Source organism: Leifsonia sp. 1010, assembly GCF_031455295.1.
GTDB lineage: Bacteria > Actinomycetota > Actinomycetes > Actinomycetales > Microbacteriaceae > Leifsonia.
Window position 1 is genome coordinate 56,497 of the sequence record NZ_JAVDSL010000001.1, and the last position, 15,320, is coordinate 71,816.

General features: G+C 72.1%; 17 protein-coding genes. 7 read left to right on the top strand and 10 right to left on the bottom strand.

The annotated features are described in order from the left end of the window. Positions 1 to 50 precede the first annotated feature (50 nt). Entirely contained in the window at positions 51 to 659 is a 609-nt protein-coding gene (locus J2Y42_RS00300) for a GNAT family protein (RefSeq protein ID WP_309853537.1), read from the top strand. A 30-nt stretch (positions 660 to 689) separates the two neighbouring features. On the opposite strand, the gene J2Y42_RS00305 is transcribed toward J2Y42_RS00300, so the two are convergent. The 6 genes from J2Y42_RS00305 to J2Y42_RS00330 form a co-directional block, all read right to left on the bottom strand. After that, positions 690 to 1,187, bottom strand: coding sequence for a SprT-like domain-containing protein (locus tag J2Y42_RS00305; protein WP_309853540.1), 498 nt, complete (start codon positions 1,185 to 1,187; stop codon positions 690 to 692). Positions 1,188 to 1,235: 48 nt separating this feature from the next. After that, on the bottom strand, positions 1,236 to 1,709 hold the full coding sequence (locus J2Y42_RS00310; RefSeq protein ID WP_309853543.1) for a hypothetical protein: 474 nt from the start codon (positions 1,707 to 1,709) through the stop codon (positions 1,236 to 1,238). Between the two features lie 155 nt (positions 1,710 to 1,864). Next, positions 1,865 to 3,034 (bottom strand): PQQ-dependent sugar dehydrogenase, encoded by a 1,170-nt coding sequence (locus J2Y42_RS00315; protein WP_309853547.1) that lies wholly within the window; start codon positions 3,032 to 3,034, stop codon positions 1,865 to 1,867. A gap of 15 nt (positions 3,035 to 3,049) precedes the next feature. Then, positions 3,050 to 3,352 carry a DUF427 domain-containing protein gene (locus J2Y42_RS00320; RefSeq protein ID WP_179456356.1) on the bottom strand — a complete coding sequence of 101 codons (303 nt, stop codon included), beginning with the start codon at positions 3,350 to 3,352 and terminating at the stop codon, positions 3,050 to 3,052. Positions 3,353 to 3,394: 42 nt separating this feature from the next. Further along, a complete protein-coding gene (locus J2Y42_RS00325; RefSeq protein WP_309853552.1) occupies positions 3,395 to 4,000 on the bottom strand; it encodes a 2-phosphosulfolactate phosphatase in 606 nt (201 codons plus the stop codon). Next, on the bottom strand, positions 3,997 to 4,494 hold the full coding sequence (locus tag J2Y42_RS00330) for an EVE domain-containing protein (RefSeq protein WP_309853554.1): 498 nt from the start codon (positions 4,492 to 4,494) through the stop codon (positions 3,997 to 3,999). Before J2Y42_RS00330 ends, J2Y42_RS00325 begins: the two co-directional genes overlap by 4 nt. A 100-nt stretch (positions 4,495 to 4,594) precedes the next feature. Here J2Y42_RS00330 and J2Y42_RS00335 point away from each other — a divergent pair, with 100 nt between their 5' ends. The 4 genes from J2Y42_RS00335 (at position 4,595) to J2Y42_RS00350 (ending at position 7,572) form a co-directional block, all read left to right on the top strand. Then, entirely contained in the window at positions 4,595 to 4,933 is a 339-nt protein-coding gene (locus tag J2Y42_RS00335) for a YciI family protein (protein ID WP_309853557.1), read from the top strand. Beyond that, a complete protein-coding gene (locus J2Y42_RS00340; RefSeq protein WP_309853560.1) occupies positions 4,930 to 6,213 on the top strand; it encodes an RNA polymerase sigma factor in 1,284 nt (427 codons plus the stop codon). Before J2Y42_RS00335 ends, J2Y42_RS00340 begins: the two co-directional genes overlap by 4 nt. Positions 6,214 to 6,298: 85 nt before the next feature. Continuing rightward, a complete protein-coding gene (locus J2Y42_RS00345; RefSeq protein WP_309853562.1) occupies positions 6,299 to 6,865 on the top strand; it encodes a hypothetical protein in 567 nt (188 codons plus the stop codon). Next, positions 6,862 to 7,572, top strand: coding sequence for a DUF1684 domain-containing protein (locus tag J2Y42_RS00350; protein WP_309853565.1), 711 nt, complete (start codon positions 6,862 to 6,864; stop codon positions 7,570 to 7,572). The genes J2Y42_RS00345 and J2Y42_RS00350 overlap by 4 nt, the downstream gene beginning before the upstream one ends. Positions 7,573 to 7,638: 66 nt before the next feature. On the opposite strand, the gene J2Y42_RS00355 is transcribed toward J2Y42_RS00350, so the two are convergent. Further along, on the bottom strand, positions 7,639 to 9,882 hold the full coding sequence (locus J2Y42_RS00355; protein ID WP_309853567.1) for a UvrD-helicase domain-containing protein: 2,244 nt from the start codon (positions 9,880 to 9,882) through the stop codon (positions 7,639 to 7,641). 258 nt (positions 9,883 to 10,140) lie between these two features. On the opposite strand from J2Y42_RS00355, the gene J2Y42_RS00360 reads away from it, so the two are divergent. Next, entirely contained in the window at positions 10,141 to 11,757 is a 1,617-nt protein-coding gene (locus J2Y42_RS00360; RefSeq protein WP_309853571.1) for a DEAD/DEAH box helicase, read from the top strand. Positions 11,758 to 12,467: 710 nt separating this feature from the next. Here J2Y42_RS00360 and J2Y42_RS00365 read toward each other — a convergent pair. The 3 genes from J2Y42_RS00365 to J2Y42_RS00375 form a co-directional block, all read right to left on the bottom strand. After that, positions 12,468 to 13,049: a TetR-like C-terminal domain-containing protein gene (locus tag J2Y42_RS00365; protein WP_309853574.1), complete on the bottom strand. Its 582-nt coding sequence runs from the start codon at positions 13,047 to 13,049 to the stop codon at positions 12,468 to 12,470. After that, positions 13,042 to 13,902, bottom strand: coding sequence for an alpha/beta hydrolase (locus tag J2Y42_RS00370; RefSeq protein ID WP_309853577.1), 861 nt, complete (start codon positions 13,900 to 13,902; stop codon positions 13,042 to 13,044). The genes J2Y42_RS00365 and J2Y42_RS00370 overlap by 8 nt, the downstream gene beginning before the upstream one ends. Before the next feature lie 66 nt (positions 13,903 to 13,968). Next, positions 13,969 to 14,550, bottom strand: coding sequence for an NUDIX hydrolase family protein (locus J2Y42_RS00375; RefSeq protein WP_309853580.1), 582 nt, complete (start codon positions 14,548 to 14,550; stop codon positions 13,969 to 13,971). A 114-nt stretch (positions 14,551 to 14,664) separates the two neighbouring features. Between J2Y42_RS00375 and J2Y42_RS00380 the strand changes: the two genes are divergently transcribed. Beyond that, positions 14,665 to 15,315 (top strand): dienelactone hydrolase family protein, encoded by a 651-nt coding sequence (locus J2Y42_RS00380; RefSeq protein WP_309853582.1) that lies wholly within the window; start codon positions 14,665 to 14,667, stop codon positions 15,313 to 15,315. Positions 15,316 to 15,320 lie beyond the last annotated feature (5 nt).

Genomic DNA, 15,320 nt, shown 5'->3' on the forward strand with positions numbered 1-15,320 from the left:
ACCCATCGGCGGACCGGAAGCGGCCAGCAGCGCCCTGGCATACTGGGCGGATGACCGCCACCCGCCCGGACCCGGCCACCGCGCTCGAGGGTGCGACCGTCCGTCTGCGTGCCCTCACCCTCGACGACCTGCCCGACCTGTTCGACGCGATCGGGCATCCCGAGGTCTTCGCCGGCGGCTGGGGAGGCGGTCCGGCCGCGTATCGCGACACCTACGAGGAGTGGCGGGAGTTCATCCTCCGCTACCTCGCCTGGGACACCGCGAACGTGACGGCCGTCGTGCTCCGCGAGGGCGACCGCCTGGTCGGTACGACCACGCTGGGCGACTTCGACCTGGTCAACCGCTCCGCCCACATCGGCTGGACCGCCTACGCTCCCGAGACCTGGGGCACGCTGGTGAACGCCGAGACCAAGCGGCTGCTGCTCGGGACGGCGTTCGACCACGGATTCGAACGCGTCAAGCTGCAGGCGGATGTGCTCAACGCGCGGTCACGCGCCGCGATCCTCCGCCTCGGCGCGCAGTTCGAGGGCGTCCTGCGGCACACCCAGCTGCGCGCGGACGGGACCTGGCGCGACACGGCCGTGTACTCCATCCTCAGCGAGGAATGGCCGAGCGTGCGGGACGGTCTGGACGCACGGCTCGGCGTCGCGCACGCCTGACGGTCGGCCGAGCAGGCAGACGGCCGACCGCTACTCGGTCGCTGCCGCCGCGGCCGTGCGCCGCTGCGCCGGCGACACCTCGCGGTGCTGCCAGGAGATGAGGTTGGCCGCGTCGAAGCGGCGGCTGCACGCACCGCAGGCGAGCGCGCGAGCCGGCTTGCGGTAGCGGTAGTGGGTGTGCCCGTTCGGGCAGGTACCGACCCACGGGGCCAGGTCATCGGCGATCGCTCCGCCGTGCAGACGCTTGCCCTCGTACCCGAGGTCGAGCGCGATGGCGCGCCAGCGCGGCCCGTGCCCGGCGTGGGATCCGGCGAGCGCGTGGGCCACCTCGTGGAGGAGGATCTGGTGGATCTCGTCGTCCTCGTACCGCGCCGCCAGGTAGCGCGAGACCGTGATCCGCTTCGACGTGTAGTTGCACAGGCCGGCGCGCGTCTTGGCGTTGTCGAAGCCGAAGCTCCAGACGGCCGGGTCGAGGTGGAGGGCGATCAGCGCTTCCGCCCAGCGGCGCACACGGTCGAGTTCGGCCATCAGCGACGGTTCCCGTCCGGAGCGCTCCCTACCTCCATGACGTGCATCCTACGCGTGATCGGGGTCGCCCTCGCCGCGCTCCCCGCGTGCTGCCCCGCGCTGTGCGTCGAGCGCCGACTGCACGACGGCGACCGCGGTCAGGGCCGCCTGGATCTCGGCGGGCGACGCGCCCAGCTTCTCGCGCAGGAAGACGGCCGCGGTCATGTCGGCGAGCGCGTTCTCGTAGTCGCCGGTGTCGAAGTAGACCTTGCCGCGGCTCTGGATGGCGAACGCCTCCAGCGCCGTCCACTCCCGACCACGCGCCTCATCGACGCAGCCGGTCAGCTCCACGACGGCCTCATCGGTCTTGCCCTGGTACTGCAGCACCTGGGCGCGGCGGATGCGCGCGCCGAGGAGCTGCTCGCGGTCTCCGGTGAACCGCGCCTGACGAACCGCCTCGTTGCCGACCTCGATCGCCTCGTCGAGCCGGCCCAGCAGCCGCAGCAGCACCGTCTTCTCGTTGAGCGCGCTGAGACTGCGCAAGCTGCCCAGCTCCTCCAGACGCTCGCCGGCAGCGCGCAGATCGACGCGTTCGCGCAGGGTGGTCGGATCGTATCCGAGGATGATGCTCAGGGTTCTGCTCCCGATCGGTGGTTCCCCCCAAGACTACCCGCAGGAGGGCCCCCGCTCGGGTGAGGTCAGCCCGGACGTTTGACGGACTGAGCGGGAACGAGCGGAGCCTCGACGAGCCGGTCGTCGCCGGAGCGGGGCGAACCGCGTCCATCGGTGTTGTTCGTGAGCAGCCACAAGCGGTCACCGACGGCGACCACGTCGCGCAGCCGCCCCAGCTCGCCCTCGAAGAACGGCGCCGCGGTCACCGGGGCCGCTCCGTCGGTCGACCAGGCCGTCCACAGCCTCTCGCCGCGCAGCGCCGCCAGGAAGATGGTGTCGCCGACGACCGCCAGGCCACTGGGACTCGCCGCATCCGTCGGCCACTGGTAGACGGGGTCGGTGTACTTCGGATCGCCGCCGACGCCCTCGACGACGGGCCATCCGTAGTTCGACCCCGGGCGGATGATGTTGAGCTCGTCCCAGGTGTTCTGCCCGAACTCGCTCGCCCACATCGTGCCACGCGAATCCCAGCCGATCCCCTGCGGGTTGCGGTGTCCGTACGACCAGACCGGCGAGCCGGGGAACGGGTTGTCTCCCGGAACCTGACCCTCCGGGGTGATGCGCAGGATCTTGCCGCCGAGCGAGGCGATGTCCTGGGCGTTGCCGGGGTTCGACGCGTCCCCGGCGGTCACGTACAGCATCCCGTCGGGGCCGAACGCGAGGCGTCCACCGTCGTGATTCGACGCCTTCGGGATGCCGGTGAGCACGGGCTCCGGCGCCCCGATCGCGTAGCTCCCCGGCACTCCGGACAACGGCAGGCGCACCACCCGGTTGTCGTCTGCGGTGGTGAGGTACGCGTAGAGGTACTTCGGTGCGGACTCGGCCGGCACCGCGAGCCCGAGCAGGCCGCTCTCGCCGGTGTGGACGACGCCGGGGACGGTGCCGACCGTGCGGAGTCCGCCCTGCGGCAGCCGCTCCCGGATGGTGCCGGAGTCACGCTCGCTGATCAGTGCCGATGCGCTCGGCAGCGGGACGACCGACCAGGGCGACTCCAGCCCGGTCTCGAGCACGGTCGTCTGCCCGCTCGGCTGCCACGGGATGGCGGCGACCGGCGCGGATGATGCCGTGGGACGGGGCGTGGACGTCGGTGTGCGCGTCACCGTCGGCTGCGGGGGCGGAGGAGTCGAGCATCCCGCAAGAACGAGCACGGCCGCCGTCAGAGCCAGGAGGCTCAGGCGGCGGCCGTGACGGAACATCGCGACTCCCGGTCGTCAGTCGACGACGCGGACGTCCTTCCAGAACGCGACGTAGTTGCTGTAGTCCTTGCCCACCCGGTCGAAGGAGCTCGGGTACGGCGTCGGGTAGCTCCACGCGCGGTCCTGCAGCAGGCCGTCGTCCGACTTCACGGAGAAGTACTGGCACTCACCCTTCCACGGACACGTGTACGGGGTGTCGCTCTCTACGAGGTACTCGGACTTGACGCTCGCCGGAGGGAAGTACCAGTTGCCCTCGATGCGGATGAGGTCCTCCTGCGGGGCCTCGGCGATCACGGTGTCGTTCAGCACGGCTTTCATCGATAAAACCTCCTGTTCACGGCAACGTACGCCGATCGGCGATCATTCCGCCGCGAGCGCACCGTTCTGGCGGGGAGCTCGGAGCACCGTCACAGCGTCGGACGAATCGAGCCGGCCCGCGGGGGCGATGTCGGCCGGGGTGGCGCCCGCTGCCACGCGCTCCTGGCCCGAGACAGAGGCCGTCAGCAGATGCGCGACGGCGCCCCGCAGTCCGGTGAACGCCGCGCAGGCCGCCGCGGCCTCCGGAGAGGAGTAGTCGATACCGACCGAGGCCAGCGCATCCACCACGGCACCCGCCGCCAGCAGGTCCTCCACGGCGAAACGGGTCGACCCGGACGGGGTCGCACCTCCCGCGGCCACGACGGCGATCATCGCGCGGCGGCCGAGACGGACCTGCTCCGCGAGGATCCAGCGAGCGACGGAGGTGGCGTCGGTCAGTCCGGCGGCCAGCACGGCGCCGTCGCCGGGCAGTTCAGGCGCGGGGACATCGGCGAGCGCATCCACCCACACCACCACATCGGCGTCGGCCGCGACGGCGGCGGCGCCGTCAGCCGCCCAGTCGAACCGCACCTGGTACTTGGCCTGGCGGTGCGCGGCCGGGATCTCGGAGGGGATCGTGTCGGAGTCGAGAGAGGTCGGCTGAGTCACCGGGCCATCGTAATGCGGTGGTCGGCGCGGCGCGGCCGTGTTTCGCCCGGTGACGGGCGCATCTGCCGGCGGATCAGCTCGAAGTCGTGCCGGGACAACTCGATGAGCCCGCGGCGCAGCTGGTACCCCCAGTCCGGCTTGTCGCGGGTGAAGTCGAGAGCGCCGAGCAGCGGACGGATGGGCGTCGCCACGGCGTCGTGATCCCACTCGACCCGTCGCCGCCACGGCTTGAAATCCGACGCCGGACCCTGCATCGCCGGCCCCTGCGTCACCTGGAACACCTCGTCGTCGGCCAGGCGGCCGACGGCCGTGAACTGCTTCAGCGGCTCGCCGTCCGGATACGAAGCCCTGGGCGAGTAGTACACGAAACCGTCGGCCGGCCCCATCCGCTCCAGCGGCGCCCGGGCGCCGTGGTTGACCTGCGCGAAGCCGCCCGCGACGCCGCGCAGCACGTGATCGAGCTGCACAACGCCCAGCCAGTAACGGATCGCCATGCTCCCGTTGTAGCGCACACCACCGTCACCCGTGTCGAAAGCACCGCATCCCATTCGACGCATGGATGACTCCAGACGTGTTCGACGAGAGGATGGGACCATGCGTTTCGTGCTGATGGCGCAGGCCGAGGAGGGCGACGGCGTCGAGCCGGCCGTCCGGGACCGTGCCGCCCTCGACCGCTACGAGCAGGAGCTGGTGCGCGCAGGAGTGCTGCTCGCGGCCGAGGCGCTCGAGCCGACGGGAGCCTGCGCGCGCATCCACTTCGACGGCGAGAGCCGCACCCTCGACCGCTCGCCGCGCCCGTCGGCCGCCCGGGTGACCGGACTGTGGATGCTGCAGACCGCCGGCGAAGACGAGGCGCTCGAGTGGGCCCGACGGCTGCCGCTGACGCGCGGGAGCGTCGAGGTGCGCCGGGTGGCGGGCGACGTGGGCCGATGACCGACGAGGGCGAACGACTCGAGGAGACCCGCCGCACGGTCGAGTCGGTCTGGCGCATCGAGTCCGGACGCCTGATCGCGGGGCTCGCCCGGACCACCGGCGATGTCGGGCTGGCCGAGGAGCTTGCTCAGGATGCGCTCGTCGCCGCCCTCGAGCAGTGGCCGGCCACGGGCATCCCGCGCAATCCCGGGGCGTGGCTGACGACGGTCGCGAAGCGCCGCGCGGTCGACGGCTGGCGCCGTCGGGAGCGCCTCGACGACCGGTACGCCGCGATCGCGCACGACCTCGAACAGGAGCTCGGCTCGGACGATCCGGCGCGCGTCGCGCAGGAGCCGATCGGCGACGACCTGCTCCGGCTCGTCTTCGTCGCCTGCCACCCTGTGCTCCCCCAGGCGTCGCGTGTCGCGCTGACCCTCAAGTTGCTCGGCGGCCTCTCGACCGAGGAGATCGCCCGGGCCTTCCTCGTCCCGCCGGCCACCATGGCCCAGAGGATCGTCCGCGCCAAGCGCACGCTCAGCGCTGCGGGGGTGCCGTTCGAGGTGCCCGAGCGGGCGGAGTTCCCCGAGCGGCTGGCCTCCGTGCTCGAAGTCGTCTATCTGATCTTCAACGAGGGCTACTCGGCCACGGCCGGCGACGACTGGATGCGGCCCGACCTGTGCCGGGAGGCGCTGCGGCTCGGCCGTGTGCTCGCTGAGCTGACACCGCGCGAGCCCGAGGTGCACGGACTCGTCGCGCTGATGGAGTTCCAGGCGTCGCGGCTCGGAGCCCGCACGGCCGAGGACGGCAGCCCGATCCTTCTCCAGGACCAGGACCGCGCTCGCTGGGACCGCCTCCTCATCGGCCGCGGCGTCGCGGCCCTGGAACGCTCCGACGCCCTGCGCCTCAGCAGGCGGCCGCCCGCCAGCCGCGGGCCGTACGCGCTGCAGGCGGCCATCGCGGCCTGCCACGCCACCGCACCGACCCCGGAGGCGACCGACTGGGAGGAGATCGTCGCGCTCTACGGCGCGCTCGGCGAGCTGCACCCGTCGGCCGTGGTCGAGCTCAACCGCGCGGTCGCCCTCTCGATGGCGTACGGGCCAGAGGCGGGGCTCGAAGTCGTCGACCGGCTGGCGATCGAAGGCGCCCTGGAGTCGTACCACCTGCTCCCGTCGGTGCGCGCCGACCTGCTGCTCCGCCTCGGGCGACGCGACGAGGCACGGCATGAGTTCCAGCGCGCCGCCGCGATGACCGGCAACGCCCGCGAACGGGAGCTGCTGCTGGCGCGGGCCGAGGAAGCCTGAGCCCGAAGAACCCTGAGCCCGAAGAACCCTGGGGAACCGCCCATCCCCTGGCCTCCTCACCGCTTCCCGGGGTGAGACTGAGAGCATGCGCGTGCTCCTCAAGCTGACCCTCGACTGCGATCCGGATGCCGCCTGGCGTGCCCTCCAGAGCCCGACGGCATTCCGCGAGGTAGCCCTGCCGTGGCTCGACTTCCGGTCGGACGAGCCCGGCGGGTTCCCGACACGGTGGGGTTCGGAGCACCGAGTCCGGGTGAAGGCCCTCGGTGCGTTCACCGTCGGCACGCAGGCCATTCGGCTGGACACCCTGCGGTCGACCGATCCGCGCGAGCAGGCGACGCGCATCCTGCACGACAGCGGCGGGGGAACCGGCGGGATGCTCTCCGCGATCCCGCGGCTCGACCACCGGATGGCGATCGCGCCCGACCCGGCCGGTCCGGACGAGAACGGGCGGCTGCGGACCCTCTACCGCGACCAGCTGATCGTGCGTGCCGGAGCCCTCACGCCCTTCGCCTGGTACGCCTTCTGGCTGTTCTGGCAGTGGCGCGGCGTGCGCCTCCGGCAGCTGGCGCCCACCTGGGCCTACGATCCCGAAGTGCGGACCCCGGCAGACGCGGAGCCCGCAGGCGACACCACGACCCCGGAGGAACGATGACGAACGCCGAACCCGCCACGGGCGGAGCGGAGGGCAGCAGCGCGGCCGCGCGGCCCGCCCGCGCTGTCACCGCCGTGCAGACCGCGGACTGGCGACGGCGTGTGTTCGCGCTGTACGCCTCCGTCCGGCGGCTCGCCGCCCACGACCCCGCGGAAGCCCACGCGCACTGGGTGTCGTGCCGCAACGACCTGTTCTCGTCGCATCCCGCTTCACCACTGTTGCCGGAGGACCTGGAGGGCTTCACCGGCCTGCCCGTCACCCGGTACGACCCCGACTGGCGGTTCGAGCTGCCCATCCAGCCGGCCGTCGAGGAGGTGCGGATGGATGTGGAGACGGGCACCGACGGAGTGGTGCCCTTCGAGCTGCTCGGCACGGTCCGCGTCCCGCTGGCGGGCACGCTCGACGTGTGGCGGCTCTCGTCGTACGGCGGCGGGCTGTTCGTGCCTGTGAAGGATGCGCTGGCCGGGCGGCCCGGCGGAACCTACGGCGGCGGCCGCTACCTGATCGACACGATCAAGGGCGCCGACCTCGGGCTCGACACGGACGACGGCGAGGCCTCGCTCGTGCTCGACTTCAACTTCGCCTACAACCCGTCGTGCGCGTACGACCCCGCGTGGGCGTGCCCGCTCGCGCAGGCCGGCAACACCCTCCCCGTCGAGATCCCGGTCGGCGAGCGCTACGCCGGCGCCGCCGCCCACAGCTCCTGACTTTTTCGGCCTCCCGACGCCGATTCGTGCGAAAAACTCAGGAGCGGATGGCCTGTGGGATGAAGGTCAGCGGGAGACGAGGGTGAGGCGCTGGGTCGGGCGGGTCATCGCGACGTAGAGGGACGCGGCCCCGCGCGGCGACTCGGTGGCCAGCGCATCGGGGTCGGCCAGCACCACGGCGTCGAACTCGAGACCCTTGGCCTCGTAGCCGGTCAGCACGGCGATCGGGCGCCCGAGGCCGGTCGCGCCCCGGCCGGCGGCGTCGCCGAAACGCTCCTCCACCGTCGCGGCGACCGCTGGGAGGTCCGCCTCGGTCGTGATCACCGCGAGCGTGCCGCCCGCATCGATGCCGCGGTCGTGCGCAACGGCGTCGGCGACGGCGGCGGCGAGCGTCGCATCCCCGCCATCCGCATCCCCGCCGTCCGCCCGGACCCGGCGAATCGGCCAGTCGCCCTCGCGGACGGCGCGCGTCGGCGTGATCGGCAGGCCGGCGGAGGCGGCGATGCGCTCCGCTTCGCGGGTGATCTGCGCGGGCGTCCGGTAGTTGACCGTCAGCTCCTCCAGCCGCCAGGCGTCCTTGAAGATCGGGTTCAGCGCATCCTGCCAGCTGGTCGCACCGGAGGCGGACGCCACCTGGGCGATGTCGCCGACGATGGTGAACGACTTCATCGGGCAGCGTCGCACGAGCACCCGCCACTGCATCGGCGACAGCTCCTGCGCCTCGTCCACCACGACGTGGCCGTAGGTCCAGCTGCGGTCGGCGGCGGCGCGCTCCGCGGTCGTGCCGCGATCGGCCTGCTCGGCGAAGCCGTCGGCCAGCTGCTCGGCGCTGACCAGCCCCTGCACGCCCATGTTGCGGATGGCCGCGCGCGCGTTCTCCAGGTCGCGCTTGCGCTGACGGTCGCGCTCGCGGTCGGCTGGGTCCGGCCGGCCCGGGAAGTCGCCCAGCAGCTCGGCCGCTTCGTCCAGCAGGGGGACGTCCGAGACGGTGAACGGCTCGGTGCGGTCGCGGCGGAGCGCATCCCGTTGCTGCTGCGACCAGCGCGGGGTCAGCTCCGCCAGCCACGCGGGGCGCGCATAGAGGTCCTGCAGCAGCTTCTGCGGTGTCAGCGGAAGCCACGCCGTGTTGAGGAGCACGCGGACGTCGTACGAAGTGCGCAGGTCCTCCCGGAGCACCTTGAGGTCGGCGTCGTCGATGGTCGACCCCGAAGCGCGCAGCTGCGCCGCGAGCTGATCGGTGAGCTCCGAGAGGGCGTTCTTCACGAATGTCACCCGCGCGACGTTGTGCGGCTTTCCGGTGCGCTGGGCCTTCGCGATGGCGCGCTGGATGAGGTCCGGCGGGACCACCAGACGCTCGTTGTCGACGACGATCGTCTGCTCCTCATCCGGCGCCTTCTGCCGCGACTTCACGGCCCGCGAGAGCAGTCGGGCCATCTGGGCCGAGCCCTTCAGCACCGCGGCCTCCGGAGCATCCTCGGCCGTCGCCTCGACACCCGGGAACAGCTCACCGAGCGTCGACATCACCACGCCCGTCTCGCCGAGCGACGGCAGCACCGCCTCGATGTAGCGCAGGAACGCCGTCGACGGACCGACGACCAGCACACCGGAGGTGCTCAGCCGCTGGCGGTTCGCGTACAGCAGGTATGCGGCGCGGTGCAGAGCCACCGCCGTCTTGCCCGTGCCCGGCCCGCCCTGCACGACCAGCGCGCCACGGAGGTCGGAGCGGATGATGCGGTCCTGCTCGGCCTGGATGGTCGCGACGATGTCGTGCATCCGGCCGGTCCGCTGTGCCGTCAGCGCGGCGAGCAGGGCGCCCTCGCCCTGCACCTGCTCCTCGGCGCGGTCGCCGTCGAGCAGCGCCTCGTCGAAGACCTCGTCGTCGATGCGGGTGACTTGGCGGCCCGACATGGTCAGGTGGCGCCGCGCGCGGACCCCCATCGGCTCGCTCGCCGTCGCCTGGTAGAAGGCGCCGGCCTGCTGGGCCCGCCAGTCGACGAGGAGGGAGCGCTGGTCGTCGTCGCGCAGGCCGACGCGCCCGATGTAGCGGTGGTCGGAGCCGTCAACGGGCTCCTCCAGCAGCAGGCGGCCGAACACGAGACGCGCATCCACATCCCGCAACTGCGTTAGCTGGTCCTCGTAGAGACGCGCGAAGGCGTCGCGTTCGCTGCGCGCCTGATGGTTGCTCCCGACGCTGTCGCGGCGCACGCGGGCCAGCCGCTCCTCCGTCTCGGCACGCAGTTCGTCGAGCCGCTGATACAGCCCAGCGACCACGGCGCGCTCGCGTTCGAGCTCCGATTCCAGCACGCCCATGGCCACCTCTCGTTTCCGGGCCGACAGTCTACGACCTCCGGATGCGAGTGCGCTCCCAGCACTCGTACGGCCGGATGCTCTAGGGTGGAGGAAGCGGGCGACGATTCTGCCCGCGGCGTCGTAGAACGCTTCGCGTCGCGCCGGGCCATGTCCCCGCCACGCTTCTCTTCATACGGCGAACGATCGCGCCGCTCGGTGCGCTCGCCATTCACCCCGGTCCGCTACTGCCGACCGGGTCCATGCCTGAAAGGCACATCCTTGACTCTCTCCTTCGCCGAACTCGGCGTACCCGCTCCGCTCGTCGCCGTCCTGACGGCCGACGGCAAGACCACCCCGTTCCCGATCCAGGCCGACACGCTGCCCGACGCCCTCGCGGGCAAGGACGTGCTGGGCCGCGGCAAGACCGGTTCGGGCAAGACCATCGCGTTCGCCCTGCCGCTCGTCGCGCGCCTCGGCACCGTCCTCGCCGGCGGCCGCCGTCGCCCCGGACGCCCGCTGGCCCTCGTGCTCGCACCGACCCGCGAGCTGGCGACCCAGATCGCGACCACCTTCCGTCCGCTCGCCGACGCCTACGGGCTGCGCGTCTCCACCGTCTTCGGCGGCGTCTCGCAGAACAAGCAGGTCGCCGAGCTGAAGGCCGGCGTCGACATCCTCGTCGCCTGCCCCGGACGCCTTGAAGACCTCATGAAGCAGGGATACGTGAACCTCGACGCCGTCGAGATCACCGTGCTCGACGAGGCCGACCACATGGCCGACCTCGGCTTCCTGCCGGTCGTCACGCGCATCCTCACCGCAACGCCCACCGACGGGCAGCGCCTGCTGTTCTCGGCCACGCTCGACAACGGTGTGGACAAGCTCGTCAAGCGCTTCCTGCACTCCCCCGTGCTGCACTCCGTCGACGACGCGAACAGCCCGGTCGAGGCGATGACCCACCACGTGCTGCAGGTGGAGACGCCGGACGAGAAGAAGGACCTGGTGGAGGCGCTCGCCTCGGGCACCGGCCGCCGCATCCTCTTCACCCGCACCAAGCACCAGGCCAAGAAGCTCGCCAAGCAGCTCACCGCGTCCGGAATCCCGGCCGTGGACCTGCACGGCAACCTCGCCCAGGGCGCCCGCGACCGCAACCTGGCCGCCTTCGGCGAGGGTGACGTGAAGGTGCTCGTCGCCACCGACGTCGCCGCCCGCGGCGTGCACGTCGACAACGTCGAGCTGGTCGTCCACGTCGACCCGCCGGCGGAGCACAAGGCGTACCTCCACCGTTCCGGCCGCACGGCCCGCGCGGGCAGCGCCGGTGACGTCGTCACCGTCATGCTCTCGAACCAGGCTTCCGATGTGAAGACGCTGCTCCGCAAGGCGGCCATCGACGCCACCCCGCAGCGCGTCACCGCGACCTCCGCCGCCGTCACCGCGCTCGTCGGCGACGTCGCTCCCCGCGTCGCCCCGTCGCTCCGCGAGGAGCGCACCGGTGGCGGCGTATCGCAGGGTGCGAACGCTCAGCGCAAGCGCGCCCGGCGCGCCGGTGGCCAGGGCGGCGGCTCGGCCTCCGGTTCGGGCCGTGGCGGGCAGGGTGCCGGTTCGGGCCGTGGCGGCCAGGGTGCCGGTTCGGGCCGCGGCGGCCAGGGTGCGGGTTCGGGCCGTAGCGGCCAGGGTGCCGGTAACGGCTCCGGTCGCGGCGCAGGCAACGGCTCCGGCTCGCACGGCGCCACCGCGGGCGGCGGCACCGGCGGCGGCTCGCGCCGTCGCGGCGGCTCGCAGCGTCCCGCGGGCGCTCAGTCGGCCGGCACCTCGCGCTCCGGCGGAGCACCCCGGGCGACCGCGGGCCACGGCGACACCTCGGTGCGTCGCGGCAACGGCTCCCGCCGCGCGCAGGGCTGACGCCCCGTTCCACACTCGCTCAGACGCGGGCGTTCCGACGGAACGTCCGCGTTTGTCGTCTCTGCCCGTCTCGCCCGTCTCTCCCCCGCTAGCCTCCTCCGTCGGAGATCAGCCGCCCACCGTCGGAGATACGGCTCCCGCCCCCGGCGAACCTCCTGCCCCACCGCGGCCTGCCGGAGATTTTCGACACTTTCTCCGACGCAAGCCCGCTCCGCGGGCGGGGCTCCCGTCGGGTCATTCCGGCACCGTCGGACTCCGGCGAGCTTCCGTCGGAGATTCGAGCCTTTCGTACGCGAACCTCCTGCCCGACCGCGGTCCCTCGGACATTTCGGCCACTTTCTCCGACGCAGGCCCATTCGCGGGCGGGGCTCCCGACGCGGCACTCCGCCACCGTCGGACTCCGGCGAGCTTGCGTCGGAGATCCGGGTGCCGCTACGGCGAATCTCCTGCCCGACCGCGGCCCGTCAGAGATTTCGGCCACTTTCTCCGACGCAGCCCACACGTGCGGGCGGGGGTTCCCGTCGCGGCACTCGGGCACCGTCGGACTCCGGCGAGCTTCCGTCGGATATTCGGGTCCCGCTACGGCGAATCTCCTGCCCGACCACGGCCCGTCGGAGATTTCGGCCACTTTCTCCGACGCAAGGCTCTCTGAGGAGGGAGGGCAGAGACGGCCCGGCGTCCCCACCGCGCACAGGCGGCCGCGGCCGCGGTTACGCGGCCAGGCGCTCGACTCCCGCGATCACGCCGTCGATCAGCACGGCGTAGCTGCGGTCGAGGTCGTCCGGCAGGCCGAAGCCTCCGCCCAGTTCGAGCGTGATGAAACCGTGCACGGCGCTGCGCAGCATCCGGATCGCATCCACCAGTTCGTCATCGGGCAGCCCGAAGCCGCGCATCACCCCGGCGAGGACGGTCAGCGTCTCGTCGGCACGAGCGACGAGCTGCGCGTCGGCGGGGTCGGAGCTCGGCGCGAGCTGGGTGGCTGCGTACCGCCCCGGGTGGCGGTGAGCGAACGCGCGGATGGCGTCCGCCGCGGCCCGCACTGCATCCGGTCCCGCGCGACCGATCGTTGCGGCGGCGAGCACCCGGGTCAGTTCCGCCACCGAGGCCGTGGCGACCAGCCGGCGCAGATCATCCAGCGACGACACGTGCTTGTACAGGCTGGGGACGGCTACCCCCGCCCGACCGGCCACAGCGGCCAGCGTCAGCCGGTCGAAACCCGCGGTCCCGCCGTCGTCGACGAGGTCGATGGCGACGGAGGCCACCGCCTCCCGCGTCAGTCCGGCCCTAGGCACGGGCGGCCCACACAGCGTCCGCCGCGCGGCGTGCCGCGAGGAAGTCCAGCGTGCCGGGAACGATGACGTCCGGGCGCTGCGCGTGCGGATAGTGCGCCGCCTCGGGGACGCGGACGACGTCGGCGCCGATCGACTCCATCCAGGAGCACTCGGCGGCGACATCGCGGAAGTCGGGATCGAGATCGCCGACGAACGCCAGCATCGGCGCACGGACGTCACCCAGCCGCGGCTCCACCACCGAATGGGTGAGTTGCAGGGTGAGACGGCGGAAGCTGCGCAGTCGGCCGGGTTCGGAGAGGGAGGCACGGATCGCCGCGACGTGCTCGCCCAGCCACGGTGCGGTGCGGCCGCGGTTCAGCGTCCGGCGGTAGTACCCGGCCCACAGGGCGGCGCCCCACGGCTTGGCGAACATCCCGCGGTACAGCAGGTGCAGCAGGCCCGTGGCGAACCGGCCCATCGCCGGGTCGCGCAGCAGCGGACCGTAGAGAACGAGACCGGAGACGAGGTCCGGGCGTTCCGCCGCAGCCCATGCTGCAGCAGCGGCACCCATCGAGTTGCCGAGCACGACGGCGGGACCGCCGAGTTCCTCGATCAGGGCGATGAGGTCCTGGGCGGTGGCGATGTCGCCGAACTCCGTGAAGGTGGTGTCCGAGTCGCCGTGAGCACGGAGGTCCGTCACGGCCACGCGGTACCCGGCGGCGACCAGCGGAGCGACCAGTTCGCGGTAGCTGGAGCGGAGGTCGCCCATGCCGGGCACGGCGACCACGAGAGGGCCAGCGCCCTCGACGGTGAAGCTGACGCGCCCATGCGGACGCTCGAGGTAGCGCACCTGCGACTCGATGGAAGTATTCATAGCCGTAAAGCTAATGCCATTAGCTAAAAGACGCAACAGGCAATTCGAGCCCGGGCCCGCCGCCGGTCAGGCGATGCGGCCGAGCGACGCCATGGCCGCCTTCACGAGGGCACCGCGGCCGCCTTCGAGCTCCTCGGACACCGTCAGCGAGACGGCTTCCTCCGGTGTCATCCACGTCAGCTCCAGGGCGTCCTGTCGCGGATCACACGTGCCGGTGACGGGCACGACGTAGGCGAGCGACACGGCGTGCTGCCGCTCGTCGGTGTAGTGCGAGACGCCTGGCATCGGGAAGTACTCGGCCACCTGGAACGGCACCGGACTCGCCGGCAGCTGCGGGAAGGCCATCGGCCCGAGATCCTTCTCGAGGTGACGGAACAGCGCCTCCCGCAGCGTCTCGCCGTACATGACGCGGCCGGAGACGAGCGTGCGGGTGATCTGCCCGACGGCGTTGGCGCGCAGCAGGATGCCGACCTCCGTCACCTGCCCCAGGCCGTCGACTCGCACAGGCACGGCCTCCACATACAGCAGCGGGAGCCTGCGGCGGATCTGCTCCAGCTCGATGTCCGACAGCCAGGCCGGACCCGGCTGCGGGCCGTCGCCGGGCAGGGGGTCGGGCGTGGGGTCCGGATCCGGGGTGCGAACGCTCATGCATGAATCCTACGGACGAGATGGGCGACCACCTACGGCAGCCAGGTCGATCTGTGGATGACGCCACTCCGACGGGGGCTGTGGACGACTCCCGTTCCCAGCACACAATGGAGGGTGCCGTTTCCCGCTCCCGACCTGCGCATCGACCGCGATGCCGTCCTCTGGTCCGCCTCGGAGCGCGATCGCGCCGGTCGACCGCTGCTGGTGCTCCTTCACGGCTATGCCTCCGATGAAGCCGACCTGTTCGGCATCGCGGCCTACCTGCCGCTGGAGCCGGTGATCGCGTCGCTGCGCGCACCGATCCCCGAGGGCGCCGGCTTCGCCTGGTTCTCGCGCTTCACGAACGTGCCCGGCGATCCGCTCGCCGGCAACGCTGATGCCGCCGCGCGCGCCGTGCTCGACTGGCTGGATGAGCAGCCGCGCGTGCCCACCGGCCTCCTCGGCTTCTCGCAGGGTGGCGCGATGGCCCTCCAGCTGCTGCGCCTCGCTCCCGAACGCTTCGACTACGCGGTGCAGCTCTCCGGGTTCGTCGTGAAGGGCGACCAGCCGCGGGACGCGGAGCTCGCCGAAGCGCAGGTGCCCGTCTTCTGGGGCCGCGGAACGCTGGACGATGCCATCCCGACCGCGTCCCTTGACCGGACGTCGGACTGGCTGCCGGAGCACTCCGCACTCGACGCCCGCATCTACGAGGGGATGGGGCACGCCATCTCGCCGCTCGAACTCGGCGACATCTCGTCGTTCATCCGCACGAATCTGCCTCGCTGAGCGTT